At 71.9% G+C, this 25857-nt stretch carries 26 protein-coding genes; 8 read left to right on the top strand and 18 right to left on the bottom strand.

Going from position 1 to position 25857, the window contains the following annotated elements:
- Positions 1-25: 25 nt before the first annotated feature.
- From prcA to dop, 4 genes are read right to left on the bottom strand one after another with little or no spacing between them, the layout of a single operon-like run.
- The gene (prcA, locus tag AC3EU2_RS16210; protein WP_488177310.1) at positions 26-835 is read right to left on the bottom strand and encodes a proteasome subunit alpha; all 810 of its coding nucleotides are present in this window, start codon (positions 833-835) and stop codon (positions 26-28) included.
- Positions 832-1671, bottom strand: a complete 840-nt coding sequence (gene prcB, locus AC3EU2_RS16205; RefSeq protein ID WP_488177309.1) for a proteasome subunit beta — start codon at positions 1669-1671, stop codon at positions 832-834. Before prcB ends, prcA begins: the two co-directional genes overlap by 4 nt.
- The gene (locus AC3EU2_RS16200; protein ID WP_035932286.1) at positions 1668-1859 is read right to left on the bottom strand and encodes a ubiquitin-like protein Pup; all 192 of its coding nucleotides are present in this window, start codon (positions 1857-1859) and stop codon (positions 1668-1670) included. The genes prcB and AC3EU2_RS16200 overlap by 4 nt, the downstream gene beginning before the upstream one ends.
- 52 nt (positions 1860-1911) lie before the next feature.
- Positions 1912-3438 (bottom strand): depupylase/deamidase Dop, encoded by a 1527-nt coding sequence (gene dop, locus AC3EU2_RS16195; RefSeq protein WP_488177308.1) that lies wholly within the window; start codon positions 3436-3438, stop codon positions 1912-1914.
- 92 nt (positions 3439-3530) lie between these two features.
- Between dop and AC3EU2_RS16190 the strand changes: the two genes are divergently transcribed.
- From AC3EU2_RS16190 to AC3EU2_RS16180, 3 genes are read left to right on the top strand one after another with little or no spacing between them, the layout of a single operon-like run.
- Positions 3531-4511: an alpha/beta hydrolase gene (locus tag AC3EU2_RS16190; protein WP_488177307.1), complete on the top strand. Its 981-nt coding sequence runs from the start codon at positions 3531-3533 to the stop codon at positions 4509-4511.
- Positions 4512-4520: 9 nt separating this feature from the next.
- A complete protein-coding gene (locus AC3EU2_RS16185) occupies positions 4521-5510 on the top strand; it encodes a ribose-phosphate diphosphokinase (protein ID WP_035932282.1) in 990 nt (329 codons plus the stop codon).
- Positions 5503-5862 (top strand): DUF3054 domain-containing protein, encoded by a 360-nt coding sequence (locus tag AC3EU2_RS16180; protein WP_488177306.1) that lies wholly within the window; start codon positions 5503-5505, stop codon positions 5860-5862. Before AC3EU2_RS16185 ends, AC3EU2_RS16180 begins: the two co-directional genes overlap by 8 nt.
- Positions 5863-5880: 18 nt before the next feature.
- Here AC3EU2_RS16180 and AC3EU2_RS16175 read toward each other — a convergent pair whose 3' ends face one another.
- The 4 genes from AC3EU2_RS16175 to AC3EU2_RS16160 all read right to left on the bottom strand — a co-directional run bounded on the left by AC3EU2_RS16175 (position 5881) and on the right by AC3EU2_RS16160 (position 10497).
- Positions 5881-6258, bottom strand: a complete 378-nt coding sequence (locus AC3EU2_RS16175; protein ID WP_488177305.1) for a hypothetical protein — start codon at positions 6256-6258, stop codon at positions 5881-5883.
- A gap of 417 nt (positions 6259-6675) precedes the next feature.
- Complete coding sequence (arc, locus tag AC3EU2_RS16170; RefSeq protein WP_488177304.1) at positions 6676-8340, bottom strand: proteasome ATPase; 1665 nt, start codon at positions 8338-8340, stop codon at positions 6676-6678.
- Positions 8341-8374: 34 nt separating this feature from the next.
- Positions 8375-9385 carry a tRNA (adenine-N1)-methyltransferase gene (locus AC3EU2_RS16165; RefSeq protein WP_488177303.1) on the bottom strand — a complete coding sequence of 337 codons (1011 nt, stop codon included), beginning with the start codon at positions 9383-9385 and terminating at the stop codon, positions 8375-8377.
- Between the two features lie 11 nt (positions 9386-9396).
- On the bottom strand, positions 9397-10497 hold the full coding sequence (locus tag AC3EU2_RS16160; protein WP_488177302.1) for a site-2 protease family protein: 1101 nt from the start codon (positions 10495-10497) through the stop codon (positions 9397-9399).
- Between the two features lie 74 nt (positions 10498-10571).
- Here AC3EU2_RS16160 and metH point away from each other — a divergent pair, with 74 nt between their 5' ends.
- On the top strand, positions 10572-14381 hold the full coding sequence (gene metH, locus AC3EU2_RS16155; RefSeq protein WP_488179505.1) for a methionine synthase: 3810 nt from the start codon (positions 10572-10574) through the stop codon (positions 14379-14381).
- Positions 14382-14411: 30 nt separating this feature from the next.
- On the opposite strand, the gene AC3EU2_RS16150 is transcribed toward metH, so the two are convergent.
- Positions 14412-14921: a MarR family winged helix-turn-helix transcriptional regulator gene (locus AC3EU2_RS16150; RefSeq protein WP_488177301.1), complete on the bottom strand. Its 510-nt coding sequence runs from the start codon at positions 14919-14921 to the stop codon at positions 14412-14414.
- A 151-nt stretch (positions 14922-15072) separates the two neighbouring features.
- Between AC3EU2_RS16150 and AC3EU2_RS16145 the strand changes: the two genes are divergently transcribed.
- Both AC3EU2_RS16145 and AC3EU2_RS16140 read left to right on the top strand, forming a co-directional pair.
- Entirely contained in the window at positions 15073-16353 is a 1281-nt protein-coding gene (locus AC3EU2_RS16145) for an MFS transporter (protein WP_488177300.1), read from the top strand.
- 235 nt (positions 16354-16588) lie between these two features.
- Complete coding sequence (locus AC3EU2_RS16140) at positions 16589-17434, top strand: RecB family exonuclease (protein ID WP_488177299.1); 846 nt, start codon at positions 16589-16591, stop codon at positions 17432-17434.
- Here the strand turns inward: AC3EU2_RS16140 and AC3EU2_RS16135 are convergent.
- Positions 17363-18070, bottom strand: coding sequence for an HAD family hydrolase (locus tag AC3EU2_RS16135; protein ID WP_488177298.1), 708 nt, complete (start codon positions 18068-18070; stop codon positions 17363-17365). The two genes, AC3EU2_RS16140 and AC3EU2_RS16135, sit on opposite strands and share 72 nt — an antisense overlap.
- A 48-nt stretch (positions 18071-18118) precedes the next feature.
- Here AC3EU2_RS16135 and AC3EU2_RS16130 point away from each other — a divergent pair, with 48 nt between their 5' ends.
- Positions 18119-18964: a PAC2 family protein gene (locus AC3EU2_RS16130; RefSeq protein WP_488177297.1), complete on the top strand. Its 846-nt coding sequence runs from the start codon at positions 18119-18121 to the stop codon at positions 18962-18964.
- A gap of 46 nt (positions 18965-19010) precedes the next feature.
- On the opposite strand, the gene mshC is transcribed toward AC3EU2_RS16130, so the two are convergent.
- From mshC to AC3EU2_RS16090, 8 genes are read right to left on the bottom strand one after another with little or no spacing between them, the layout of a single operon-like run.
- Complete coding sequence (gene mshC, locus AC3EU2_RS16125) at positions 19011-20255, bottom strand: cysteine--1-D-myo-inosityl 2-amino-2-deoxy-alpha-D-glucopyranoside ligase (RefSeq protein ID WP_488177296.1); 1245 nt, start codon at positions 20253-20255, stop codon at positions 19011-19013.
- Positions 20256-20277: 22 nt separating this feature from the next.
- Entirely contained in the window at positions 20278-21069 is a 792-nt protein-coding gene (locus AC3EU2_RS16120) for an SCO1664 family protein (protein ID WP_488177295.1), read from the bottom strand.
- 3 nt (positions 21070-21072) lie between these two features.
- Complete coding sequence (locus AC3EU2_RS16115) at positions 21073-21582, bottom strand: DUF3090 domain-containing protein (protein ID WP_488177294.1); 510 nt, start codon at positions 21580-21582, stop codon at positions 21073-21075.
- A 9-nt stretch (positions 21583-21591) separates the two neighbouring features.
- Positions 21592-22323, bottom strand: coding sequence for an energy-coupling factor ABC transporter ATP-binding protein (locus tag AC3EU2_RS16110; protein WP_488177293.1), 732 nt, complete (start codon positions 22321-22323; stop codon positions 21592-21594).
- Complete coding sequence (cbiQ, locus tag AC3EU2_RS16105; RefSeq protein WP_488177292.1) at positions 22320-23081, bottom strand: cobalt ECF transporter T component CbiQ; 762 nt, start codon at positions 23079-23081, stop codon at positions 22320-22322. The genes AC3EU2_RS16110 and cbiQ overlap by 4 nt, the downstream gene beginning before the upstream one ends.
- 1 nt (position 23082) lies before the next feature.
- The gene (locus AC3EU2_RS16100) at positions 23083-23412 is read right to left on the bottom strand and encodes a PDGLE domain-containing protein (RefSeq protein WP_488177291.1); all 330 of its coding nucleotides are present in this window, start codon (positions 23410-23412) and stop codon (positions 23083-23085) included.
- The gene (locus AC3EU2_RS16095) at positions 23409-24101 is read right to left on the bottom strand and encodes an energy-coupling factor ABC transporter permease (RefSeq protein ID WP_488177290.1); all 693 of its coding nucleotides are present in this window, start codon (positions 24099-24101) and stop codon (positions 23409-23411) included. Before AC3EU2_RS16095 ends, AC3EU2_RS16100 begins: the two co-directional genes overlap by 4 nt.
- 40 nt (positions 24102-24141) lie before the next feature.
- Positions 24142-24837 carry an MSMEG_4193 family putative phosphomutase gene (locus tag AC3EU2_RS16090; protein ID WP_488177289.1) on the bottom strand — a complete coding sequence of 232 codons (696 nt, stop codon included), beginning with the start codon at positions 24835-24837 and terminating at the stop codon, positions 24142-24144.
- A gap of 20 nt (positions 24838-24857) precedes the next feature.
- On the opposite strand from AC3EU2_RS16090, the gene AC3EU2_RS16085 reads away from it, so the two are divergent.
- Positions 24858-25850 carry a magnesium and cobalt transport protein CorA gene (locus AC3EU2_RS16085; RefSeq protein WP_488177288.1) on the top strand — a complete coding sequence of 331 codons (993 nt, stop codon included), beginning with the start codon at positions 24858-24860 and terminating at the stop codon, positions 25848-25850.
- Positions 25851-25857: the final 7 nt, after the last annotated feature.

Genomic DNA, 25857 nt, shown 5'->3' with positions numbered 1-25857 from the left:
TGACGGGGCGCCCCCCACCAGCGACCTACTCGGAGTCGGGCGTCGGCTCGTCGCCGTGACGCTGGGTCTGGGGGTTGCTCGCGGTCTGCCGCGGGCTCTCGTGGTCGACCGGCGGCACGTCGTCGGTCGGGTCGTCGTCGGAGAGGAGCTGGCCGAGCAGGTCGCCGTTGATCCGGCGGAACGTGCGGCGCGGCCGGGTGCGGTCGAGGACGGCGACCTCGAGGGACTCCGGGCCGAGCTCGCGGTCCGGCCCGCCCGCGGGGTCGTGGGCCAGTCCCTCGGCGGCGAGGCGGAGCGCCTGGGCCAGGCTGAGTCCCGGACGCCACTTCTCGGTGAGCCGCTCCTCGATCTGGTCCGAGGCCCCACCCATCGCGACGAGGCCGCGCTCGTCGGCGACGGAACCGTCGTAGGTGAGCCGGTAGATCTGGTCGCCGTCCGCGTCGCGGCCGACCTCGGCCACGACGATCTCGACCTCGTAGGGCTTCGACTCCTGGGTGAACACCGAGCCGAGGGTCTGCGCGTAGGCGTTGGCGAGGCCGCGAGCCGTGACGTCGCTGCGGTCGTAGGAGTAGCCGCGCAGGTCGGCGTAGCGCACACCGGCGACCCGGAGGTTCTCGAACTCGTTGTACTTGCCGACCGCCGCGAACCCGATGCGGTCGTAGATCTCGCCGATCTTGTGCAGGCTGCGCGACTGGTTCTCGGCGACGAAGGCGATGCCGTGTTCGTAGCCGAGGACGAGGACGGATCGGCCGCGGGCGATGCCCTTGCGGGCGAAGTCGGCCCGGTCCTTCATGAGCTGCTCGGGCGAGACGTAGAACGGCATACCGGCGGTCATGAGGCACCTCCGTCGCGTCGGCCGCCGGGGTTGCCGCGGCGGTGGGAGAGGATCGCGTCGACGACGGGGGCGACGTCGTCGTCGGCGAGGAAGCGCGCGCCGTCGGCGGTGACGATGCCCACGGTCGGCCAGATGCGGCGGCCGACGTCGGGCCCACCGGTCGCGGAGTCGTCGTCGGCGGCGTCCCAGAGGGCCTCGACGGCGACCCGGACCGCCTCGTCGGCAGCCATGCCTGGCCGGTAGAGCTTCTTGAGCGCGCCGCGGGCGAAGAGCGAGCCGGAGCCGACGCTGTGGTGGTCGTGCTCCTCGTAGCAGCCGCCCGTGACGTCGTAGGAGAAGATCCGGCCGGTCGCGTCGTGGCGGTCGAACCCCGCGAAGACGGGGACGACGCTGAGTCCCTGCATGGCCATCCCGAGGTTGCCGCGGATCATCGAGGCGAGACGGTTGGCCTTCCCCTCGAGGGACATGAGGGCACCCTCGATCTTCTCGTAGTGCTCGAGCTCGACCTGGAAGAGGCGGACGAGCTCGATCGCCAGGCCCGCCGTGCCGGCGATGCCGACGACGGAGTACTCGTCGGTCGCGAAGACCTTCTCCATGTCGCGGTTCGCGATGATGTTGCCCATCGTCGCGCGGCGGTCACCGGCCATGAGGACCCCGCCGTCGAAGGTCAGCGTGACGATCGTCGTGCCGTGGGGGGCGTCGATCGTCGCGCCGGGCGGGAGGCCGCGGCGGGACGGGATGAGGCTCGGCTCGTGCTCGGCGACGAAGTCGGTGAACGACGACGACCCCGTGCGGAGGTAGGCGGCGGGCAGGCCGCCCTCGGAGACCGGGCTCACTGGCCGCCCTTCTGGACGAACCCGCGCACGAACTCCTCGGCGTTGGTCTCGAGAACCCCGTCGATCTCGTCGAGGATGTCGTCGATCTCGGTGTCCGACACCTGCGCCGCGGGGGCCGCCACGGGCTCGGGGGCGTCGTCCGGACCGTCGTCACGTCGCCCGGGCTTGATCTGTTCCTGGCCGGCCATGGGCTCCTCCTCGTGTCGGCGAAGGCACCGCGAGGTGCCTGGGAGCACGAGCCTAGTCGGCGCGTCCGTCGGCCGCGGCGAGGGACGCGAGGAGCGACCGGATGTCGGGCGCTGCGTCGACGAGGTCGCCGACGGCGGCGCGCGTGCCGCGCAGCGGCTCGAGGATGGGGATGCGCTGCAGGGTGCGCTCGCCCGGCACCTCGACGACGACGGAGTCCCACGACGCCGCGACGACGGACTCGGGGAACTTGCGCAGGCACGCCCCGCGGAACCAGGCCCGGGTGTCCTCCGGCGCCCGGTCCATGGCCACCGCCGCCTCGGCCTCGGGCACGAGGACCTCGACCCGGCCGGTGGCCGCGAGCCGGTGGGCGAGCCCGCGGTCCGCCCGGACGTCGGACCACTGGATGTCGACGGCCCGCAGGCGCGGGTCGCCCCAGCCCAGCGCGTCCCGGTCGCGGTAGCCCTCGAGCACCGAGAGCTTGGCCACCCAGTCCACCCAGCGGCGCGCGTCCATCGGATCGCCCTCGAGGGCGGTGAGGACGGTGTCCCACCAATGCATGACCTCGGTGGTGTCGGCGTCGACGTCGGCGCCCCACCGGTCCTGCACGTAGTCCGCCGCGAGCTCGTGGAAGCGCCGCAGCAGCTCGACCGGCCGGATCGAGCGCCCGTCCACGAGCTCGATCGTCGAGCGCAGCGTCGGGTCGTGGCTCACGGCGTGCAGGGTGCGCACCGGGGAGGCGACGGCGAGGTCGGTCGTGAACGCGTCGTCCTCGATCATCGCCAGGACGAGCGAGGTGGATCCGAGCTTGAGCAGGTTGGCCACGTCGCAGTGGTTCGCGTCACCGAGGATGACGTGCAGCCGCCGGTAGAGGTCGGCGACGGCGTGCGGCTCGTCGCGGGTGTTGATGATCGGCCGCTTGAGCGTCGTCTCGAGGCCGACCTCGGTCTCGAAGAAGTCGCTGCGCTGCGCGAGCTGGTAGCCCGGGGTGCGCGACTCGACGCCGATGCCGACCCGGCCGGAGCCGCACATGACCTGGCGGACGACGAAGAAGGGCGTGAGCCGCGAGATGATCCGGGTGAAGGGCGTCCGGCGCGACATGAGGTAGTTCTCGTGGGTGCCGTAGGAGGCGCCCTTGCCGTCGGTGTTGTTCTTGTAGAGGTTGACCCCGGGCGGCACGCTGGCCAGCCGCTGCACGGCCTCGCGCATGACGAGCTCGCCGGCCTTGTCCCAGACGACCGCGTCCCGCGGGTTGGTCACCTCGGGCGAGCTGTACTCCGGGTGGGCGTGGTCGACATAGAGGCGGGCGCCGTTGGTCAGCACGACGTTGGCCATCGTCGGGTCCTCGACGTCGGTGAGCTGGCTCGCGTGCGCCATACCCCGCCCCATGTCGAAGCCCCGGGCGTCGCGCAGCGGCGCCTCGTCGGCGTAGTCCCACGAGGCCTGCGCGGGACGGATGCCCCGGCTCGCGGCATACGTCGTCACGACGTCACCGGACAGCACCATCGGGTTGGCCGTGGGCGAGCCCGGGACCGAGATGCCGTACTCGGTCTCGATGCCCATCACCCGACGGACCGTCATCGGGCGACCGCGGTGGCCGAGGGAGGCGTCATGGACGCAAGCCAACCATGCCGCCTGTCCCCGCGAAGGTGAGCCCTCGGCATACTCGTCGGATGCGCAGCTACCGCGGGATGTCTCCGGCCACGACCGCGGCGGTCGCCCTCATCGACCGGCTGCGGGTGCCGGTCGAGGACATGAGCGAGCAGCAGCGGCACGAGGCCCGGGCGAGCACCCACCCGACCCGCCGGCCCTTCTCGTGGGTCCTGGGACGCGTGGACCGGGCGGTGGGCATCACCTTCGGGACGGCACCGGCACGCGACGGCTACGAGATCCCGCTGCGGATCTACCGGCCGCGGGCGATCCGCGACGCGCAGACCGACGTGCCCGTCATCGTGTACTTCCACGGCGGCGGCTGGGTGCTCGGCAACGTCGTCAACCACGACCCGCTGTGCACACACCTGGCCGCCGAGGTCGGTGCCGTCGTCGTCAGCGTCGACTACCGGCTCGCGCCCGAGCACCCGGCGCCGACCGGGGCCCTCGACGCGGTCGACGCGACGACGTGGCTGGCCGCCCAGTCCGACGTCCTCCGAGCCGACGCGCACCGGATGGCCGTCTGCGGCGACTCCGCGGGGGCCAACCTCGCGGCCGTGGTCGCGCAGGTGGTGCGCGACGCCGGCACCGACTGGATCCGGCACCAGGCGCTGCTGTACCCGCCGACCGACCTGACGATGGCCTCCCCCTCGATCGACGAGCACCCGAACGCCCCGATCCTCACCCGGGACTCGATGATCGCCTTCCGCGAGCTGTACGCCCCCGCGCGCGACTTCGAGAACCCGCTGATGTCGCCGCTGTTCGGCGACCTCGCGGGCCTGCCCCCCGCGTTGATCCAGACCGCCGACCTCGACCCGATCCGGGACGACGGCACCCGGTATGCCGTCGCCCTCCGGTCCGCGGGGGTTCAGACGCGGCTCACGAACTACCTGCGGGTGCCCCACGGGTTCGCGAGCTTTCCGGGCGCCAGTGCCGCGGGCCGGCAGCACCGCTGGGAGCTCGTCAGTGAACTGCGTCATCACCTCGGAACCGGTCTGGCCTAGGGTCTCAGCATGCGCGAGATCGTCGTCTTCTCCGGAAGTGCCCACCCCGCCCTCGCCGCACAGATCTGCGACCAGCTCGGCGTGCCCCTGTCCCAGACCGAGATCAAGCGGTTCAGCAACGACTGCCTCCAGGCGCAGCTGCTCGCCAACTGCCGCCAGCGCGACGTCTACATCGTGCAGCCGCTCGTGCCCCCCACCCAGGAGCACCTCATGGAGCTGCTCCTCATGATCGACGCCGCGCGGGGAGCCTCGGCCGCGCAGATCACCGCCGTCATCCCGCACTACGCGTACGCCCGGTCCGACAAGAAGGACGCCTCGCGCATCTCCCTGGGCGGCCGCCTCGTCGCCGACCTCATCTCCACCGCGGGCGCGCACCGGGTGCTGACGATGAACCTGCACGCACCCCAGGTGCACGGCTTCTTCTCCGTCCCGGTGGACCACCTCACCGCGCTGGGCGTGCTGGCCGACCACTTCCGGGGCACCGACCTCTCGAACTCGGTCGTCGTCTCCCCCGACCTCGGCAACGCCAAGGAGGCCACCCAGTTCTCCCGCCTCCTCGGCCTCCCCGTGGCCGCCGGCAGCAAGCAGCGCAAGAGCGACGACAAGGTCGTCATCGACTCGATCGTCGGTGACGTGCGCGGCAAGCGGGCCATCGTCCTCGACGACGAGATCGCCACCGGCGGGTCCATCGTCGAGCTCCTCGACCGCCTCGCGGACTTCGGCGTGACCGAGGCGGCCGTGGCGTGCACCCACGGGCTCTTCTCCGGCAACGCCGTCGAACGGCTGCGGGGCCACCCCATGGTGAGCCAGATCGTCACCACCGACACCGTCCCCGCTCCGGGCCGGTGGCCCGAGCTCCAGGTCCGCACCGTGTCGGGGCTGTTCGCCGAGGCGATCAAGCGCATCCACGCGGGCGAGTCAGTGAGCATCCTCTTCGACGGCGTCGACCCCACCCACGCGCCACCGCAGGGCTCGCTGTTCGACAGGGTCGGTGGCTGAGCGCGTGAGCCGGGTCCTCGCCCCCGCCCTCGACCTGCTCGCCGTCGTCGTCTTCGCCGTCGTCGGCCGGCGCTCCCACGCCCACGGCATCACCCTCGCTGGGGTCCTCGAGACCGCCGCACCGTTCCTCTGCGGCACCGCGGCGGGCTACCTCGTCGCGACCCTCACGCTGGACGGGTCACCCCGATCGTGGCAGTTCGGCGCCATCGTCGTGGTCTCGACCGTCGTCGTCGGCATGCTGCTGCGCAAGCTCGCCACGACCGGGACCGCGCCGTCGTTCGTCGCCGTCGCGACGATCTTCCTCGCCGTGACGATGCTCGGCTGGCGCCTCGTCGCCCGCCTCGCCGCCTGACCGCGGTCCCGGAGGAGGTCAGGTCAGCAGGTCCTCGAACCATGCCGGCTGCACGACGCCGACCGTGATGAGCGCGGCGTCGATCGCCACCCCCACGACGAGTCGGGTGTCCCAGTAGGCGAGGAGCAGGAGGAGCGACAGGGTCCCCGCGAGGACGGCCAGCACCGGCCACGCGTCGGCAAGCCCGGGCACACCCCACACGGACAGGGCCAGCAGGGCCGATGCCGCGATGGTGGACGCGATGAGCGCCGACGCCACGGGTCGGCGGGCCCCCTCGGGAACCACCCACGACCGCTCGGTCGAGAACTCGGTCACGTCCGGGACCAGGTACAGCAGGTGCACCAGGCCATGGGCCAGGATCAGAATGCCGACGACGATCCGCACCACGGGCACCATCGCTGTTCTCCTCTCCTCGGGACGGTTCGATCCACCACCCATCCGACCCGTGGTTCCCGGCGGCCGTCAGGGCCGAAGGGCCCGGCCCAGCCGGACGAGAGGTCATGACACCCCGGGTGCGCACCCGGCATACGGGGTGTCGTGACCTCTCGATCGGAAGCCCCGTTGCGTCCGCAACGTTGGCGGGGTTCGCGACCAAGGTTGCGGACGCTGCCGTATGCCGTCCCGCTGCGTCCGCAACATTGGCGGGGTTCTCGACCAGGGTCGCGGACGCTGCCGTGTGCCGTCCCGTTTGCGTCCGTAACGATGGCTCGGTTCGCGACCAAGGTTGCGGACGCTGCCGTATGCCGTCCCGCGGCGTCCGCAACGCTGGCGGGGTTCGCGACCAAGGTTGCGGACGTAGGCGGTGGGTTCGGGCTAGAGGTACTGGCCGGTGTTGGCGATCGTCGAGATCGAGCGGCCCGGCTCGTTGCCCTCCTTGGTCTTGATGAGCGTGCGGATGTAGACGATCCGCTCGCCCTTCTTGCCGGAGATGCGCGCCCAGTCGTCCGGGTTCGTCGTGTTGGGCAGGTCCTCGTTCTCCTTGAACTCGTCGACGACGCTCTGGAGGAGGTGGTCGACGCGCAGGCCGCGGTGGCCGGTCGTGAGGAAGTCCTTGATGGCCATCTTCTTGGCGCGGTCGACGATGTTCTGGATCATGGCGCCGCTGTTGAAGTCCTTGAAGTAGAGGACCTCCTTGTCGCCGCCGGCATACGTGACCTCGAGGAACTCGTTCTCGTCGTCCTCGGAGTACATCCGGGTGACGACGGCCTGGGTCATCGCGTCGACGGTGGCCTCCGGTGAGCCGCCGTTCTCGGCGAGGTCGTCGGCGTGCAGGGGCAGGTCGGGGGTGAGGTACTTGGCGAAGATCTCGATCGAGGCCTCCGCGTCCGGGCGCTCGATCTTGATCTTCACGTCGAGCCGGCCCGGTCGCAGGATGGCCGGGTCGATCATGTCCTCACGGTTGCTGGCCCCGATGACGATGACGTTCTCGAGCCCCTCGACGCCGTCGATCTCGCTGAGCAGCTGGGGCACGATCGTCGTCTCGACGTCGGAGGAGACGCCGGAGCCACGGGTCCGGAACAGGCTCTCCATCTCGTCGAAGAACACGACGACCGGGAAGCCCTCGGAGGACTTCTCGCGGGCGCGCTGGAAGATGAGGCGGATGTGGCGTTCGGTCTCGCCGACGTACTTGTTGAGCAGCTCCGGGCCCTTGATGTTGAGGAAGTAGCTCTTGCCGGCGGGCCGGCCCTCCTTCTCGGCGATCTTGCGCGAGAGCGAGGCGGCGACGGCCTTGGCGATCATCGTCTTGCCGCAGCCGGGCGGGCCGTAGAGGAGCACGCCCTTGGGGGCCTTGAGGTGGTGCTCGGTGAAGAGGTCGGGGTGGAGGTAGGGCAGCTCGACGGCGTCGCGGATGAGCTCGATCTGGCCGGACAGCCCGCCGATGTCCTCGTAGCCGATGTCCGGCACCTCCTCGAGCACGAGATCGGCCACCTCGGCCCGCGGGATCTTCTCGTAGACGAACGCGCTGCGCGGCTCGAGCAGGAGGGCGTCGCCGACGCGGATCTTGACGTCGTCGAGGGAGGCGGCCACCCGGCACACCCGCTCCTCGTCGGCCCGGGACAGGACCAGGACGCGCCCGTCCTCGAGGATCTCCTTGAGCAGGACGACCTCGCCGGCCCGCTCGTAGCCGTGGACCGCGACGACGTTCATCGCCTCGTTGAGCATGACCTCGCGGCCCACCTCGATGTCGTCCGGCTCGACGGTCGGGCTCACCGCGACGTGCATCTTGCGGCCGCCGGTGAGGATGTCGACGGTCTTGTCGTCGAACGTCTCGACGACGACGCCGTAGCCGGACGGCGGCTGACCGAGGCGGTCGACCTCCGACTTGAGCGTGATGATCTGCTCGCGGGCGTCGCGCAGGGTGCGCACGAGGCGCTCGTTCTGCGCGGAGACGGTGTTGACCTGCGAGCGCAGGTCGGTGACCGTGCCCTCGAGGCGGCGCAGGGTCTCGCTGTCCCTGGACGGGGTGAACTCGGTCATCGTGGCCCTCCTCGGCTCGGCTGACCCCTCCACGCTAGCCCGTGACGCTGCGCCTGACCTTCCTGACTCGCTTGTCGGACGGGACACGTTCGCCGATGGCCTCCGGCGTCCACTCCTCGGCGCTCGCACCGGGCAGCGCCTCGGGCAGTCCCAGGTCGGCGTCCGCTCCGCTGGCCACGTCCTCGTAGCCCTTGCCGGGCCGGCGCTTGCGCAGCGGCGGGGTCACCCCGGGGGCGAGCCGGCGCGTGGTGATGAGGAAGCCGGTGTGCCCGTGCATCCGGTGCTGGGGTCGTACCGCGAGGCCCTCGAGGTGCCATCCGCGCACGAGCGACTCCCACGCGGAGGGCTCGGTCCACTCCCCCGCGTCGCGCATCGCCTCGGCGACCTTGGACAGCTGGGTGGCGGTGGCGACGTAGCAGATGAGGACCCCGCCGGGCGTCAGTGCCTGCCCGACCACGTCGAGGCACTCCCAGGGGGCGAGCATGTCGAGGACGACGCGGTCGACCGAGCCGGGCTCGACGTGCCCGGGCAGCGACTCGACGAGGTCGCCCACGGTGACCGTCCACGCCGGGTGGTCGGTCCCGAAGTAGGCGCGGGCGTTGGCCATCGCGATGTCGGCGAAGTCCTCGCGCCGCTCGAAGGAGTGCAGGCGACCGCTCTCGCCCACGGCGCGCAGCAGCGACATCGACAGCGCCCCCGACCCGACCCCGGCCTCGACGACGACGGCACCGGGGAAGATGTCGGCCATGGTGACGATCTGGCCCGCGTCCTTGGGGTAGACGACCGCGGCACCGCGCGGCATCGACATGACGTAGTCGGCCAGCAGCGGCCGGAGCGCGAGGTACTGGAACCCCGCCGTGTTGGTCACCGTCGACCCGTCCGGCGAGCCGATGAGGTCGTCGTGCTGGAGGTAGCCGCGGTGGGTGTGGAACTGCTTGCCGGGCGCGAGGGTGATGGTGTGCAGGCGGCCCTTGGAGTCGGTGAGCTGCACCCGCTCGCCTTCGGCAAAGGGTCCACGTCGAAGGTCGGATCCGGTCGCACTCATGAGGCGGGAGTCTAGTTCGCAGTGATGACGGCGTTGACCGCCTCGACGGTGACGAGACCGAGCACGCGCCCGGCCTCGACCGCCACGACGACCTGGCTCCCGGACTCTTGGATGGCCGTCACGACGGCGGTGAGGTCTTCGCTGCTCGCGGTGTGGGCAACCCACCCGTCCGGCTGGACCCGGGCCAGCGCCGACGCCGGGGTCGAGGCCCACCGCTCGCGGGGCACGGTGGCGGCGTCCTGTGGCAGGACGAGCGAGGTCGGCAGGCCGCCGGGTCCGACGACCACGGCCAGACCGGCGGTGGCGGCGGCGGCCTCGAGCACGTCGTGCTCGCGGAGCACCGGCACCGGTCGCACCACCTGGGCCACGGTCCCACGGCCGAGCATCTGCCGGGCCTGGCCGGTGCGGATCGCGGCCGTGGCCCCCTGCCACATGAACACGGCGATGAGGCCCATCCAGACGATCGAGGTGACCGACGGCGAGCCCCCCGCGAGCAGGGGCAGCACGACGAACCACAGCACGAGGCCGACGACGACGAGCCGACCCGTCCAGCCGGCCGCGATGAGCCCCTTCTCGCGCCGCCCGGTGACCCGCCACACGAGGGCGTCGACCAGCTGACCGCCGTCGAGGGGCAGGCCGGGCAGAAGGTTGAAGGCGGCGAGGAGGAGGTTGACGACGACGACGCCGAAGAGCACGCGCTGGGGGATGTCGGCCGTGACCAGCTCGGAGGCGACCCACGCCACCGCGGCGAGCAGCACGTTGGCCACCGGTCCGACGGCCGCGATCGCGGCGGCCTTCCCGGGGGTCGAGAGCCGGGCGTCGTATGCCGTGTGCCCACCCCACAGGTCCGCGACGACCCGGTGGACGGGCAGGCCGAGGGCCCGGGCCATCCCGGCGTGGGCGCCCTCGTGGACGAGGACCGAGACGAGGAGCGAGACGGCATACGCAACGCCGACGACGTAGGCGGTCGCGCCCAGCTCGGGTGCGCCGCTGCCGACGATGACGGTGATGACGGCGGCGAGGAGGAACCAGCTCGCGCCGATCTGCACGGGGACACCGCCGATCCGGGCGATGACCAGCCCCGATCCGGTCGTCTCATCAGGTGCGGCCACGCCGTGACCCTAACAAGCGCGACGGCATACTGGACCGGGTGATCACCCCCTCCCCCACGTCCCCGGTGTCCCCGGTGTCCGCGGCTGACACGACCGTCGACCACCGCCCGGACGCGACCGCCGACCTCACGGCCGCGCTGTCGGAGCGCATCCTCGTCCTCGACGGTGCGATGGGAACGATGATCCAGCGGGAGGGCCTGTCCGAGGAGGACTTCCGCGGCGAGCGCTTCGCCGACTGGCCCAGCGACCTGCGCGGCAACAACGACCTGCTCAGCCTGACCAACCCCGGCGTCATCGAGGGCATCCACCGCGCCTACCTCGAGGCGGGGGCGGACCTCGTCGAGACCAACACCTTCAACGCCCAGCGCATCTCGCTCGCCGACTACGACATGGCCGACCTCGCCTACGAGATCAACCTCGCGGCCGCCCGCCTGGCCCGCAGTGCCTGCGACGCCGTCGCGAAGGAGACCGGACGCCCCCGGTGGGTCATGGGTGCGCTCGGCCCGACGACGCGGACCGCCTCGATCTCCCCGGACGTCAACGACCCCGGCGCGCGCAACGTCACCTTCGACCAGCTCGTCGAGGCCTACACCGAGCAGGCCCGCGGGCTCGTCGACGGTGGGGCCGACGCGCTCCTCGTCGAGACGATCTTCGACACACTCAACGCCAAGGCCGCCATCTTCGCGCTCGAGACCCTCTTCGAGGAGCAGGGGCGGCGCTGGCCGGTCGTGATCTCCGGCACGATCACCGACGCGTCCGGGCGCACGCTCTCCGGCCAGGTGACCGAGGCGTTCTGGAACTCGGTGAGGCACGCCCGGCCCCTCGTCGTGGGCCTCAACTGCGCCCTCGGGGCGGACGAGCTGCGGCCCTACATCGCCGAGCTGTCGCGCATCGCCGACTGCTTCGTGTCGGCCTACCCCAACGCGGGGCTGCCCAACGCCTTCGGGGAGTACGACGAGACGCCCGACCAGATGGCCTCCGTCGTCGGCGAGTTCGCGACGAGCGGGCTGGTCAACGTCCTCGGCGGCTGCTGCGGGACCACGCCCGAGCACATCGGCGCCATCGCCGCGGCCGCGGCGGCGGGCACGACCCGCACCCGCGCCGAGGTGCCGGGAGCACTGCGCCTCAGCGGTCTCGAGCCGCTCACCGTCGACGAGGACTCGTTGTTCGTCAACGTCGGCGAGCGCACCAACATCACCGGCTCGGCGCGCTTCCGCCGGCTCATCAAGGAGGAGGACTACCCCACCGCCCTCTCCGTCGCCCGCCAGCAGGTCGAGTCCGGCGCGCAGGTCATCGACATCAACATGGACGAGGGGATGATCGACGGCGTCGCCGCGATGGACCGCTTCGTCAAGCTCGTCGCCAGCGAGCCCGACATCTGCCGGGTGCCGCTGATGATCGACTCCAGCAAGTGGGAGGTCATCGAGACCGGGCTCAAGTGCTCGCAGGGCAAGGCGATCGTCAACTCGATCTCGATGAAGGAGGGCGTCGAGCCCTTCCTCGAGCAGGCCCGGCTCTGCCGCAAGTACGGTGCGGCGGTCGTCGTCATGGCCTTCGACGAGGAGGGGCAGGCCGACTCGCTCGAGCGTCGCAAGGAGATCTGCCAGCGCGCCTACGACCTGCTCACGCAGGAGGTCGGCATGGACCCGCACGACATCATCTTCGACCCCAACATCTTCGCGGTGGCCACGGGCATCGAGGAGCACGCGGCATACGGCACCGACTTCATCGAGGCGACCCGGTGGATCAAGGAGAACCTGCCGGGAGCGCTCGTCTCCGGTGGGGTCTCGAACGTCTCGTTCTCCTTCCGCGGCAACAACCCGGTGCGCGAGGCGATCCACGCCGTCTTCCTCTTCCACGCCATCCGGGCAGGCATGGACATGGGCATCGTCAACGCCGGCGCCCTCGTGGTCCTCGACGACGTCGACCCCGACCTGCGTGAGCGCATCGAGGACGTGGTCCTCAACCGGCGGCCCGACTCGACCGAGCGGCTCCTCGAGGTCGCCGACAGGTTCAACAACACCGGCGAGGCCGCCCCCGAGGTGACCCAGTCCGAGTGGCGCGGCCTGCCGGTGCGCGACCGGATCACGCACGCGCTCGTCAAGGGCATCGACGACTTCGTCGTCGAGGACACCGAGGACCTGCGGGCCGAGATCGAGGGTGCCGGCGGCAAGCCGATCGAGGTCATCGAGGGACCGCTCATGGACGGCATGAACGTCGTCGGCGACCTCTTCGGAGCCGGCAAGATGTTCCTCCCCCAGGTGGTCAAGTCGGCCCGCGTCATGAAGAAGGCGGTCGCCCACCTCATCCCCTACATCGAGGCGGAGAAGGTGCGCTCCGGCGTCACGACGCAGAGCTCCAAGGGGCTCATCGTCATGGCGACGGTCAAGGGCGACGTGCACGACATCGGCAAGAACATCGTCGGGGTCGTCCTCCAGTGCAACAACTACGACGTCATCGACCTCGGCGTCATGGTGCCCGCGCAGAAGATCCTCGACACCGCCAAGGAGGAGGGCGCCGACATCATCGGGCTCTCCGGGCTCATCACCCCCTCCCTCGACGAGATGGTCCGCGTCGCCGGTGAGATGGAGCGCCAGGGCTTCGACATCCCGCTGCTCATCGGCGGTGCCACGACGTCACGCGCGCACACCGCGGTCAAGGTGGACGGCCAGTACAGCGGGCCCGTCGTGTGGGTCAAGGACGCGTCGCGCTCGGTGCCGGTCGCCAGCCAGCTGTTGTCCGAGACCCAGCGCGAGCCCTTCCTCGCCACGGTGAAGGCCGACTACGACTCGATGCGGGCCCGGCACGCCGCGAAGTCGACCGACCGGCCGCTGGCCACGCTCGAGGCCGCCCGCGCGGCCCGGACGCCGGTGGACTGGTCAAGCCACCGGCCGGTGCGCCCGCACCTGCTCGCCCAGCAGACCAAGGACGTCTGGTCCGGACGGACCGACTCGCACTGGCACCGCGCCGCCGCCCAGTTCACCCGCGTGTTCCGGAGCTACCCGGTCGAGGAGCTGCGGCGCTACATCGACTGGACGCCGTTCTTCCAGGCGTGGGAGATGAAGGGCCGCTACCCCGACATCCTCGCGAACCCGGCCACGGGCGAGACCGCGCGCCGGCTCTTCGAGGACGCCCAGACGATGCTCGACCAGATCGTCGAGGAGCGCTGGCTCACGGCCAACGGCGTCATCGGGCTGTTCCCCGCCAACGCCGTCGGCGACGACATCGAGGTGTATGCCGACGAGTCCCGCGAGCAGGTGCTAACCACCCTCTACGGCCTGCGCCAGCAGGGACAGCACCGCCCGGGCGTGCCCAACCGGTCGATGTCGGACTACGTCGCGCCGAAGGACAGCGGCCTGCGCGACTACGTCGGCGCCTTCGCCGTGACCACCGGCCACGGCACCCACGAGAAGATCGCCGAGTTCAAGGAGTCGATCGACGACTACAGCGCGATCCTCCTCGAGTCCCTTGCGGACCGGCTCGCCGAGGCGTTCGCCGAGCGCATGCACGAGCGCGTGCGCCGCGAGTTCTGGGGACACGCGAGCGACGAGCACCTCACCAACGACGACCTCATCGCCGAGCGCTACGACGGCATCCGGCCCGCGCCGGGATACCCCGCGTGTCCGGACCACACCGAGAAGGACACGATCTTCCGCCTCCTCGACGCCCAGGCACAGACGGGCATGGAGCTGACCGAGTCCATGGCGATGTCGCCGGGCGCCTCGGTGAGCGGCTGGTACTTCTCGCACCCGCAGAGCCAGTACTTCGTCGTCGGCCGGCTCGGGCGCGACCAGGTCGAGGACTACGCCGCCCGCAAGGGCTGGACCCTCGCCGAGGCCGAGCGCTGGCTGGGCCCCAACCTCGGCTACCAGCCCGAGGACTGAGACGGGCTGGGCGGCCCTGTTCCGGGCCGCTCAGGCGTCGACGTCGTCGAGCTCGGCGATGACCTCTTCGAGGAGGCGGGCGAGCTCGCCGCGCTCCTCGGCGTCGAGCCCTCGCAGCACGTCGCTCTCGACGACGTCCGACTGGCGGATGGACTGCGTGAACAGCTCCCAGCCGTCCTGCGTGAGCGAGACGAGGGTGCGCGTGCGGTTGTCGGCGTCAGGCCGGCGCTCGACGAGCCCGCGCTGGGCCATCTTGTCGAGCCGGTGGGTCATCGACGACGGAGCGACGCTGGTCAGCTCGGCCAGCTGGCTCGGGGTCTGGCAGGACTCCCCCGCCTTGGCCAGCGAGGCGACGACGGCCCACTCGCCCTGGGTGAGGTCGAGGTCGGCGAGCTGGCGCGCGTACCACTGGTCGAGCTTCTTGGTGACGCCGTAGACCGCGGTGATGACGCGCTGGACCGACTCCTCGCCGCCGGCTGCGACGTAGGCCGCGACGGCGTCGCGGTGCTGCTGCGCGGCAGTTCTCGGGCGACGGGGCATACCCGAGTGTCGCACGCCTTCTTCGAGTGCTAACCTTTCGATATCGAACGTTCGGGTTCGAACTCTTCGGCATCGAAGCCGATCTTGGGTCCCGGTCCGGTGCGGTTCGGGGTCTGCCCCCGCCACCACACCGGAAAGGTGCACCTTCGCCGTGCGCGCCAAGCTGCTCGTCCTCGCCTCGTCCATCGGAATGCTCGGATGGGGTGCCGTCCTGCCCTTCCAGTACGCGTATGCCGCGGACACCCGTGGGTGGGGCGCGTTCGCCGCTGCGGCAGCGTCGTCGCTCTTCTCGGTCGGTGCCCTCGTCGCCGCCCCCGCCGCGGGGCGACTCAGCGACCGGTACGACCCGGTGGTCGTGGCGGTGCTCTCCCAGCTGCTGGGAGCGGTCGGCGTGGGAGCCCTCGTCCTCGCCGACTCCCCCGCGGCCTTCCTCGCCGGGATGTTCGTGTTCGGGTTCGGGCTCACCGCGGCGGTGCCCGCGAAGCAGGTCCTCGTGCTGCGCTGGGTCGCCAGTGCCGACCGCCGACGGATCTTCGCCTACAAGTTCACGGGTGAGGCCCTCGGCATGGCGGCCGGCGCCTACGTGGCCGGGCACCTCGTCGACCTGCGCGACGTGCAGGGCCTCGACGTCGGGTTCGTCACCGCGGCGGCGGGCTTCGCGATCTCGTCCCTGGTCATCGGGCTGGCCGGTCGGGGCGCGGGGATCCACCCCGGCAGCGACGTCGCGACCGACGGGGCGACGCCGGCGAGCCCGCGCGAGTCGCTGCGCCTGATCTTCGCGAGCCCCGCGCTGCGCTGGACCGCGGTCGTGACCGTGACCCTCGCGCTCGGCTTCTACGCGCAGTTCGAGTCCGGCCTCCCGGCATACGGCCTCACCGTGCTCGAGATCGACACCGCCGCCATCGGCACGGCCGCGGCGGTCAACGCCGTCGTCATCGTGGCCCTCCAGGTCATCGTCGTCCGCCTCACTGCCCAGCGCAGCGCTCCCACCCTGCTCATGGCCGTCGGGGCGATCTGGGTGCTCTCGTGGCTGGTCCTGTCGTCGGCCCAGCTCGCCCCGGGCGCCGCCTCGGCGATCTTCGTCACGACCTTCGGGATCTTCGCGGTCGGCGAGACGATGTACAGCCCGGTGCTCAGCCCGCTGACGGCGTCCCTGGCCCCGCGCGGCATGGTGGGCCAGACCCTGGGGATCTTCGGGGCCCTGCAGACGACGTTCTCGGCGCTGGGTCCCCTCGTCGCGGGGGCGCTGCTGGGTGCCGGGTTCGCCCAGGGCTTCCTCGGGCTGCACGTGGCGATCAGCGCCCTGGCCGTGTACGCCGCGTGGCGCCTCAGGGGTGCCATGCGCCCGAGCACGCAGCAGACGCCGGCGCCGGCCCCCGTCTCGAGCCCGCACGCCGACCCGGCGCCCCGCGCTGCGCTTGCGTCAGCGTGAGCGGTTGTTCTAGCAGCCCTCGGCGCTGACGCAACCCACCCGGCTGCGCCTGCGTCTGCGTCGATGGTCGAGAACCTCACCATCGACGCAGACGCTGCCGTATGCCGGGTGCGTGCGTCCGCAGAGGTGGTCAGGTTCGCGACCAGAGTTGCGGACGCAAGCGGGGGGGCGCGGGGCGTGAGGTGTGGGGGTGGGGTGGCGGAAGGTGTCGGCGGGACGGCATACGGTGACGCCCATGGTTCCCGCCCTGTCCCCGAGCCGCGCCGCGGACTTCAAGCAGTGCCCGCTGCTGTTCCGGTTCCGGACGATCGACAAGCTCGACGGTCCGCCGTCGCCTGCGGCCGCCCGCGGCACCCTGGTGCACGAGGTCCTCGAGCACCTCTTCGAGCTGCCGGCCGCCGAGCGCACCCCCGAGGCGGCGCTGGCGCTCCTGGAGCCCCGCTGGGCCAGCCTCGTCCAGGACCGCCCCGAGCTCGCCACGATGATCGAGGACGACGAGAGCCTCGACGAGGACGGCTGGTTCAGGGCGGCCGGCCTGCTCGTCGAGCGCTGGTTCACCCTCGAGGACCCGCAGCTCCTCGAGCCGGCCGAGCGCGAGCTCTACGTCGAGACCGAGGTCGACGGCCTCACCCTGCGCGGCTACGTCGACCGGCTCGACATCGCGCCGGACGGGGCCATGCGGGTCGTCGACTACAAGACCGGGCGGTCACCGCGCGAGGCCTTCGAGGGCAAGGCGCTCTTCCAGATGAAGTTCTATGCGCTCGTCCTGTGGCGCCAGCGCGGCGTCATCCCCAAGCAGCTCCAGCTCGTCTACCTCGGCAACGGCGAGATCGTCCGCTACGAGCCGGACGAGCACGACCTGCTCGGGCTCGAGCGCAACGTCCGGGCGGTCTGGGACGCCATCGTCCGGGCCAGCGAGACCGGCGACTGGCGACCGCGGGTGTCCAAGCTGTGCGACTGGTGCGACTTCCGCGACCTGTGCCCGGAGTGGGGCGGGACTCCCCCGCCGCTACCCGCCGACGCCGGGCGCCTGGTGCTCGACCCGGCGGTCACCGGCGAGGCGCTCGTCGGCGACGACTGACACGAGGTCGTGCGGGGTGAGCCCGCGCAGGCTCGGCAGCTGGACCGCCCCGCGGGTGACCGGGACCGGCACGACGTGCGGCACCGCGATCGTCGGCACGCCTGCCGCGACCGCCGACCGGACCCCCGTCGGGGAGTCCTCGATGGCGATGCAGTCCCTGGCCTCGACCCCGAGCATCCGCGCCGCCGCGTGGTACGGCTCCGGGTGGGGCTTGCCGTGCTCGACCTCGTCGCCGGTGATGAGGGCGTCGAACGTCCCCTCCGGCAGCGCGTCGACGACCGCCGCGGCCAGCGACCGCCACGACATCGTCACGAGGGCGTTCGGCACCCCGGCCTCGACGAGCGCGGCGAGGAGCTCGCGGGCGCCCGGCCGCCAGGGGACGTGCTCGCGGACCCGCGCCGTCACTCGGACGAGCAGCTCCTCGATGATCCGCTCCGGATCCCACGTGATCGGCGAGTTGTCGCGGATGAACTCGGCGCTCACCATGAGGTCGTTGCCCACGAGCTGGTGCGCGTACTCGTCCGACCACACGCCGCCGTGCTCCTCGACGATGTCGTGCTCCGCGGCGATCCAGTAGGGCTCGGTGTCGACGAGAGTCCCGTCCATGTCCCAGAGAACGGCAGCAGGCAACGTCATGGGGCGAGTGTACGAATAGGGTGGACCGGGACCTACGAGGAGGACGCGTTGATCGAGCTCGACGACCTGCCCGAGATGGAGAACGCCGTGATGATCCTGGCGTTCGAGGGCTGGAACGACGCCGGTGAGGCGGCCAGTGGGGTCATCGAGCACCTCGCCGAGCTCTGGGACGCCGAGCCGGTCGCGGCGCTCGACCCGGAGGACTACTACGACTTCCAGGTGAACCGCCCACGGGTGCTCTCCGAGGGCGGTCGCCGCCGGATCAGCTGGCGCACGACCCGCATCCTCGTTGCCACCGACACGCCCATCGGCCGCGACGTCATCCTCGTGCAGGGCGTCGAGCCGTCGTTCCGCTGGCGGGCGTTCGCGATCGAGCTCATGGAGGTCGCGCAGGCCGCCGACGTCACGATGGTCATCACCCTCGGCGCGCTGCTCGCCGACGTGGCCCACACCCGGCCGATCCAGGTGACCGCGACCTCCGACAACGAGGACACCCGCCACCGGCACGACCTCGAGGCGAGCACCTACGAGGGACCGACGGGCATCGTCGGCGTCATCGCGGACGCCGCCGTGCAGGTGGGCGTCGGGTCGATCTCGGTCTGGGCGGCGGTGCCGCACTACGCACACCACACCCCCTCGCCCAAGGCCAGCCGGGCCATCCTCACCCGGCTCGAGGACCTCCTCGACGCGACGATCGCCCACGGCAGCCTCGACGACGACGCCCGTGCCTGGGAGAACGGCCTCGACGCGCTGGCCTCCGAGGACTCCGAGGTGGCCGAGTACGTCGAGTCGCTCGAGGAGGCCCAGGACACCGCTGAGCTGCCGGAGGCCAGCGGCGACGCGATCGCCAAGGAGTTCGAGCGCTACCTGCGCAAGCGCGGCACCGAGGACTGACGACCGGTCGAGGCGGAGCGGCCAGCGCGCCGGGGCCGGCCGCCGGTCAGATCTTGACGCCGAGCAGCGCGTCGAGGGTGCGGGCGAGCAGCCCCGGTGCGGTGGGCTCGCTGCCGCCGGTGCCGAGCGTGAGGTCGGCCCACGCGTCGACCGCGGCGAGCGCAGCGGGTGCGTCGAGGTCGTCGGCGAGGGCGGCGCGGATCGCGGTCACCGTCTCGTCGGCCGACGGGGCGGTGTTGACCGACAGCGCCTCGCGCCAGCGGTCGAGGCGCGCCTGGGCGGCCGACAGCATGTCCGGCGTGTAGTCCCAGTCGGTGCGGTAGTGCTGCGCAAGCAGGACGAGCCGGATCGCCATCGGGTCGACGCCCTCGGCGCGCATCGCGGAGACGAGGACGAGGTTGCCGCGCGACTTGCTCATCTTGTGCCCGTCGAGCCCGACCATCCCCGCATGCGTGTGGACGCGGGCGTAGTCCTGCACCCCGATGGCGCTCGCCTGCGCGACGGTCATCTCGTGGTGCGGGAAGATGAGGTCGGAGCCGCCGCCGTTGACGTCGATCGGCACGCCGAGGCGGTCGAGCGCGATCGCCGTGCACTCCACGTGCCACCCGGGGCGGCCGGTGGGCAGCCCCTCGAACTCCCACGACGGCTCGCCGACGCGCGCGGCCCGCCACAGCAGGGGGTCGAGGGGGTCGCGCTTGCCGGGGCGGTCGGGGTCTCCCCCGCGCTCGGCGAAGACCGCGAGCATCTGCTCGCGCGACCAGCCCGAGACCTGCCCGAAGCCCGTGACCGCCGACAGGTCGACGTACAGGTCGGGACCGTCGACGTCGTCGTTGGGGACCTCGTATGCCGTCCCGCCGGCGAGGGTGCGCAGCACCAGCTCGGCGATGGTCGGCATGGCCTCGACCACGCCGACGTAGTCCCGCGGCGGGATGACCTGCAGGGCCGTCATGTCCTCGCGGTAGAGGTCGGCCTCGGCGACGGCGAGGTCGCGCCAGTCGATGCCGTCCCTGGCCGCCCGCTCGAGCAGCGGGTCGTCGACGTCGGTGACGTTCTGCGTGTAGTGCACCTCGTGGCCGTTGTCGCGGAGCACCCGGCCCACCAGGTCGAACGCGACGTAGGTCGCTGCGTGCCCGAGGTGGGTCGCGTCATAGGGGGTGATGCCGCAGACGTAGAGGCGCGCGACCGGTCCGGGAGTGATGTCCCGCAGCCGACCGGTGCTGGTGTCGTGGAGCCGGAGGCCGGCCCCGCCGGGCGGGATGGCGGGCAGGAACGGGGTGGGCCACGAGATCACTGAGGCAGCCTACGGCGGGTCCTCACATCGCCGGCCACGGGATGGCCGGCCACCCCGGGCTCGGCAGGGGGTGGCGCCGGTCGGCGAGGAGCCGCTCGGCGCGCAGGGTCAGGGCGGTGACCTCGTCGTCCGTGAGGAGCCCGGCGAGCCCGGCGACGAGGTCGCCGCCCCGCAGCGCCGCCCGGACCCGCTCGAGCCGGGTGACGTCGTCGGCGTCGAGCGCCTCGCCGGCCCAGCCCCAGAGGACGGTCCGCAGCTTGGGCTCGACCCCGAGGCTGACGCCGTGGTCCACGCCCCACAGCCCGCCGCCGACGCGGATGAGGTGGCTGCCCTTGCGGTCGGAGTTGTTGATGAGGGCGTCGAAGACCGCCGCGGTGCGCACCTCGGGGTCGACGGAGTGGGCCACGACGACCTCCTCACCGTGAGGGGTCTCGCCACGCAGGACCTCCCGCCAGCCGTCGGGCACCGAGCCAGGGGCCACGACGTCGACGACGAGCTCGACGGGGGTCTCCGGGTCGCCGATCCACTCCTGGCTGGACGCCGGCCCCCACGGACCGTCGTGGATGACCGTGGGCGGCACGAGGTCGAAGCCGCCCGCCTGGCTCACGAGGTATGCCGCCCGCTCGCGACCCGCGAGCGTCCCGTCCGGGTAGTCCCACAGGGGCCGTTCCAGCGCCACCGGCTTGTGGATCGCGAGGCGGGAGTCCTGCCGGTGCGTGACGCGCACGAGGACCGCGCCGTTGGAGGAGTCGACGATGCGACCGAGCAGCTCGACCTCTCCCAGGGCGAGCAGGTCCTCGACCTCGGTGGCCACGACCTACCGCTTGTAGCCGTTGGACCGAGGGCAGATGTGGCCGTCGGGGTCGAGTGGCTGGCCGCAGAAGGGGCAGGGCGGGCGCCCGGCCGCGATGATGGCGAGACAGCGCCGGGCGAAGGCCCGGGCGCTCGGGGGGTCGAGGACCACGCGCACCGAGTCGACGGGAGGCTCCTCCTCGGGGTCGCGGTCGTGGCACTCGATGACGACGGAGGAGCGTCCCTCGTCCCACGCGAGGCTGACGGTGTCGACGCGGAACTCGTCCTCGATGGGTGTCTCGAGGGCCTCGGTGTCGGTGTGGTGCTCGGCGACGGCCTCGGAGGCCTCGGGACCGCCGACGTTGTCGAGGAGGTCCGAGATGCGTTCGGCGAGGATGCTCACCTGGACCTTCTCGATCGACACCGACACGAGGCGGCCCCCGCCGCGGGCCTGCAGGAAGAAGGTGCGCCCCCCGGGGGGACCCACGGTGCCCGCGACGAAGCGCTCTGGCGGGTCGAAGTCACTGATCGCCATGCGCGCAGACTAACCCGAGAAGCCCCACGGGAGCTCGAGGCGGTGGCGGCGCAGGAGCTCGGCATCGGCGAGGAGCTCGCGGGTCGCTCCGTCGGCCGCGACGACACCGTCCGAGAGGACGACCGACCGCTCACACAGCTGGAGGGCGAAGGGCAGGTCGTGGGTGACCATGAGCACGGTGACGTCGAGCGAGGTGATGAGCTCGCCGAGCTCGCGCCGCGACGTGGGGTCGAGGTTCGACGACGGCTCGTCGAGGACGAGGATCTCAGGCTCCATGGCGAGCACCGTCGCGATCGCGACCCGCCGTCGCTGCCCGAACGAGAGGTGGTGCGGGGGCCGGTCGGCGTACCCGGCCATGTCGACGGCTGCGAGGGCCGAGTCGACGCGCGCGGCCAGGGCGTCACCGCGCAGCCCGAGGTTGGCCGGCCCGAACGCCACGTCGTCGCGCACCGTGGGCATGAACAGCTGGTCGTCGGGGTCCTGGAAGACGATCCCGACCCGGCGGCGGATCTCGAGGTGGTGGTCCGGGACGACGGGGAGGCCGGAGATGGCCACCGAGCCCGCCCCCGCCTCGAGGATCCCGTTGAGGTGCAGCACGAGGGTCGTCTTGCCGGCGCCGTTGGGTCCGAGGAGGGCCACCCGCTCGCCCCGGTGCACGTGCAGGTCCACCCCGAACAGTGCCTGGTGCCCGTCGGGGTAGGCGAAGGCCAGGCCCCGGACGTCGAGGACGGGGGCGCTCATGCGGTGTGCGCCACGATGAGCGTCCCGAGGGCGAGCACCGACGGGGTGAGGGCTCGCGCCCAGTCCGGTGCCGAGGCGCTGAGCGGGTCGGTGACCGGCATCCGGCCGGTGTAGCCGCGGGACAGCATCGCGAGGTGCACCCGTTCGCCCCGCTCGTAGCTGCGGATGAACAGGGCCCCGGCGCTCGAGGCGACGACCGGCCACGACCGGACCGAGCGGGGCGCGAAGGCGCGGGACTCGCGGGCGACCTTCATCCGCTGGGCCTGGGAACCCACGACCCCGAGGTAGCGGACCATGAACGCGAGGATCTGGACGAGACGGTCCGGCACGCCGAGCCGTTGGAGGCCCCGCACGAGGTCGCGGCTCGACGTGGTCGTCGCGAACGCCACGGCCATGAGGACGCTCGTCGTCGCCGTGAGCAGAAGAGCCAGACCCGCCTCGACCCCGTCCCGCGACACGGTCACCGGTCCGACCCGCATCGTCGGGCCGACGGCGACGAACGGCAGCACGAGCGCGAACACGACGAACGGCGTCTCGACGACGAGCCGGGTCAGGACGTGTCGCCACGGGACGCGCGTGGCGGCGACGACGGCGCACGCGACGCCGAGCATGGCGAGCCGGTGCCCGTGGGCGTCTCGGGGCAGGGCGACGACGAGCAGGACGAAGACGACGAGCCCGACGAGCTTGGCGTGGGCCGGAAGACGGTGGACGACCGAGGTGCCCTCGACGTGCAGGTGGGGTCCGAGCTCGCCGCCCACGTCAGTCGTCGTCGCCGGTGCCGGGCCGACGCAGGAGGTGCATGAGGCCGAAGGCCACGACGGCGACGACGACGACACCGACCACCCCGGCCAGGCCACCGGAGAGGCGTGCGTCGCCCACCCCGGCAGTTCCGTAGTCAGCCAGCGGCGAGCCGGCGGCCGCGTGCTCGGCGGCGGTGTCGCCGAAGCCGAGGCGCTCCGCGACGAACTCGAGCCCGTCGGGACTCGCCGAGGCCCAGAGCGAGACGACAGCGGCGAGCAGGAGGCACACCCCGAGGCCGACGGCGACGAGCCGGGAGGTCGACACGCGGGGTCGGGTCGAGGTGCTCACGCCGAGGCCCCCGTCCGGATCTCGAGGGGGCGGGCCGTCGTGAGCCCGCGCGCTCCGTGCACGAGGTCGGGCCTCGTGGCGATGATGCTGCCGACGGCGAGCAGGGTGATGACGCCCTCCCCCACCCCGATGAGCGTGTGCCAGCCGAGCATCGCCGTCACCAGCGTGTCGAGCGGGATCGGCGCGCGGCCACCGACGGCATACAGGGCGGTGAACGCCAGCGCGGTCAGTGGGACCGAGAGGAGTCCGGCGACGCCGGCCATGGCGGGCACGGCCGAGCGGCCGGTCGAGCGCAGCGCCCGACGCAGCGTCACGAAGACGAGCCAGCCCGACCAGACGCCGACCAGGCCCATGAGGGTGACGTTGGTGCCGAGCGCGGTGATGCCGCCGTCGGCGAAGAGGAGCGCCTGGACGGCGAGGACGACGGTGAGGCAGAGCGTCGCGGTCCACGGACCGACGAGCACGGCGGCGAGGGTGCCGCCGAGGAGGTGCCCGGACGTGCCCGCACCCACCGGGAAGTTGAGCATCTGCGCGGCGAAGACGAAGACCGCGACGAGGCCGGCCAGCGGCGCGGTGCGGTCGTCGAGCTCGCGCCGGGCGCGGCCGAGCGCGAGGGCGACCCCGCCGGCCGCCAGAAGCGCCGTGGCGAGCGAGGTGGGGGCGTCGAGGAACCCGTCCGGGACGTGCATGCCGTGCCTCCGTTGTTGCTCATCGTTTGCAACAACGACTCTAGCCCGTGCCGCCGCCCACGGTCGCGTCGCCCGCCGGGACCGTGGCGGGCACCGTCGTCAGCCCGCGGCCCAGCGCGTCGCCGGCGGAGTTGACGGCGAGGACCATGACCCGGTCACCGGTGCGGCGCACCAGCGAGACCGACGCGGGGTCGACGTGGACCCGCTGCAGACCGGCGAGGCCCGCACCGACGGCGTCGGCGAGCACCGCCTTGATCGGGTCGCCGTGGCTCACTGCGACCCACACCGCCTCGGGCCCGCGCTCGGCCTCGACCTCGGCGTCGATGCGCGCGATGGCCGAGACGATCCGGTCGGCCATCTCGGTGAGCGACTCGGCGGCATACCGGTCGCTGTCCGGGAACCGCGCGGACGCCGGGTCGTCCTGGACGGTGCGCCAGAGCGGATCCTTGGTCAGCTCGGCGATCGGGCGGCCGGTCCACGCGCCGTAGTGGCACTCGCCCAGGTCGTCGACCACCTCGGCGCTCGCCCCCGGCAGCAGGAGCTCGGCGGTCTCGCGGCAGCGTTGGAGCGGGCTCGTCACCAGCCGGGCGACGGGGACCTCGGTGAGGCGGGCGGCGATCCGGGCCACCTCGTCGCGGCCGCGCTCGGTCAGCCCGACGCCCTCGCTCCACCCGGCGAGGACGGCGTCGGCGTTCGCGGTCGAGTGTCCGTGCCGGACGAGCAGAAGCAGTGCCACGGCGCCCACTGTAGGCAACAATGGCGCGCGTGATCGTCGACAAGGCCCTGTACCGGGACGGCCGCCGCGAGTCGTGCGGCGACCTCAGCGACGAGCTGGCCCTGATGAGGGCGGCCGGCTCACCCCACGACTTCCTGTGGATCGGGCTCAAGGACCCCACCATGCAGGAGCTGGAGGAGGTCAACGCCGAGCTCGGCCTCGGGCTGCACCAGCTCGCCCTCGAGGACGCGGTGTCCGGCCGTCAGCGGGCCAAGATCGAGCTCTACGGCCGTGACATGTTCGTCGTCCTCAAGACGCTCAGCTACATCGAGGAGACCTCGGACGTCGAGACCGGCGAGATCATGATCCACATCAGCGAGCACTTCGTGCTGACGATCCGCCGCGGTGAGCTCAGCCCGCTGGCCGGCGTCCGCAAGGAGCTCGAGGACGACCCGGCCAAGCTCGCGCTCGGCCCCATGGCGGCCCTGCACGCGATCATCGACAAGGCCGTGGACCAGTACCTCGAGATCGACGTCGAGCTCGCCCGCGACATCGACGAGATCGAGGAGGGCGTCTTCTCGGAGGAGCTCGTCTCCTCGGACGTCATCTACCGGCTCAAGCGCGAGGTCCTCGAGGTGCGTCGGGCCATCACGCCGATGATCGTGCCGCTGCGGACGCTGCACGCGAGCCAGCGCTCGCCGCTCCCCCACGACGAGCTGCGCCTGCTCTTCCGCGACGTCGACGACCACCTGCACTTCGTCGCCGACCGGATGGACTCCTACGACCGCCTGCTCAGCGACGTCCTCAGCGCCAACCTCGCCAAGATCTCGGTCCAGCAGAACGCGGACATGCGCAAGATCTCGGCCTGGGTCGCCATCGCGGCCGTGCCGACGATGATCGCGGGCATCTACGGGATGAACTTCGACCACATGCCCGAGCTGCGCTGGTACTACGGCTACTTCGCCGTCCTCACCCTCATGGCGTCGGTGTGTGCCGGCCTGTGGGTGACGTTCAAGCGGGTGAAGTGGCTGTGAGTCCCGC

Source organism: Knoellia sp. B-D-2 (assembly GCF_057714695.1).
The sequence above is the reverse complement of the archived record's forward strand: the minus strand, read 5'-3'. Positions and strand labels throughout refer to the sequence as shown.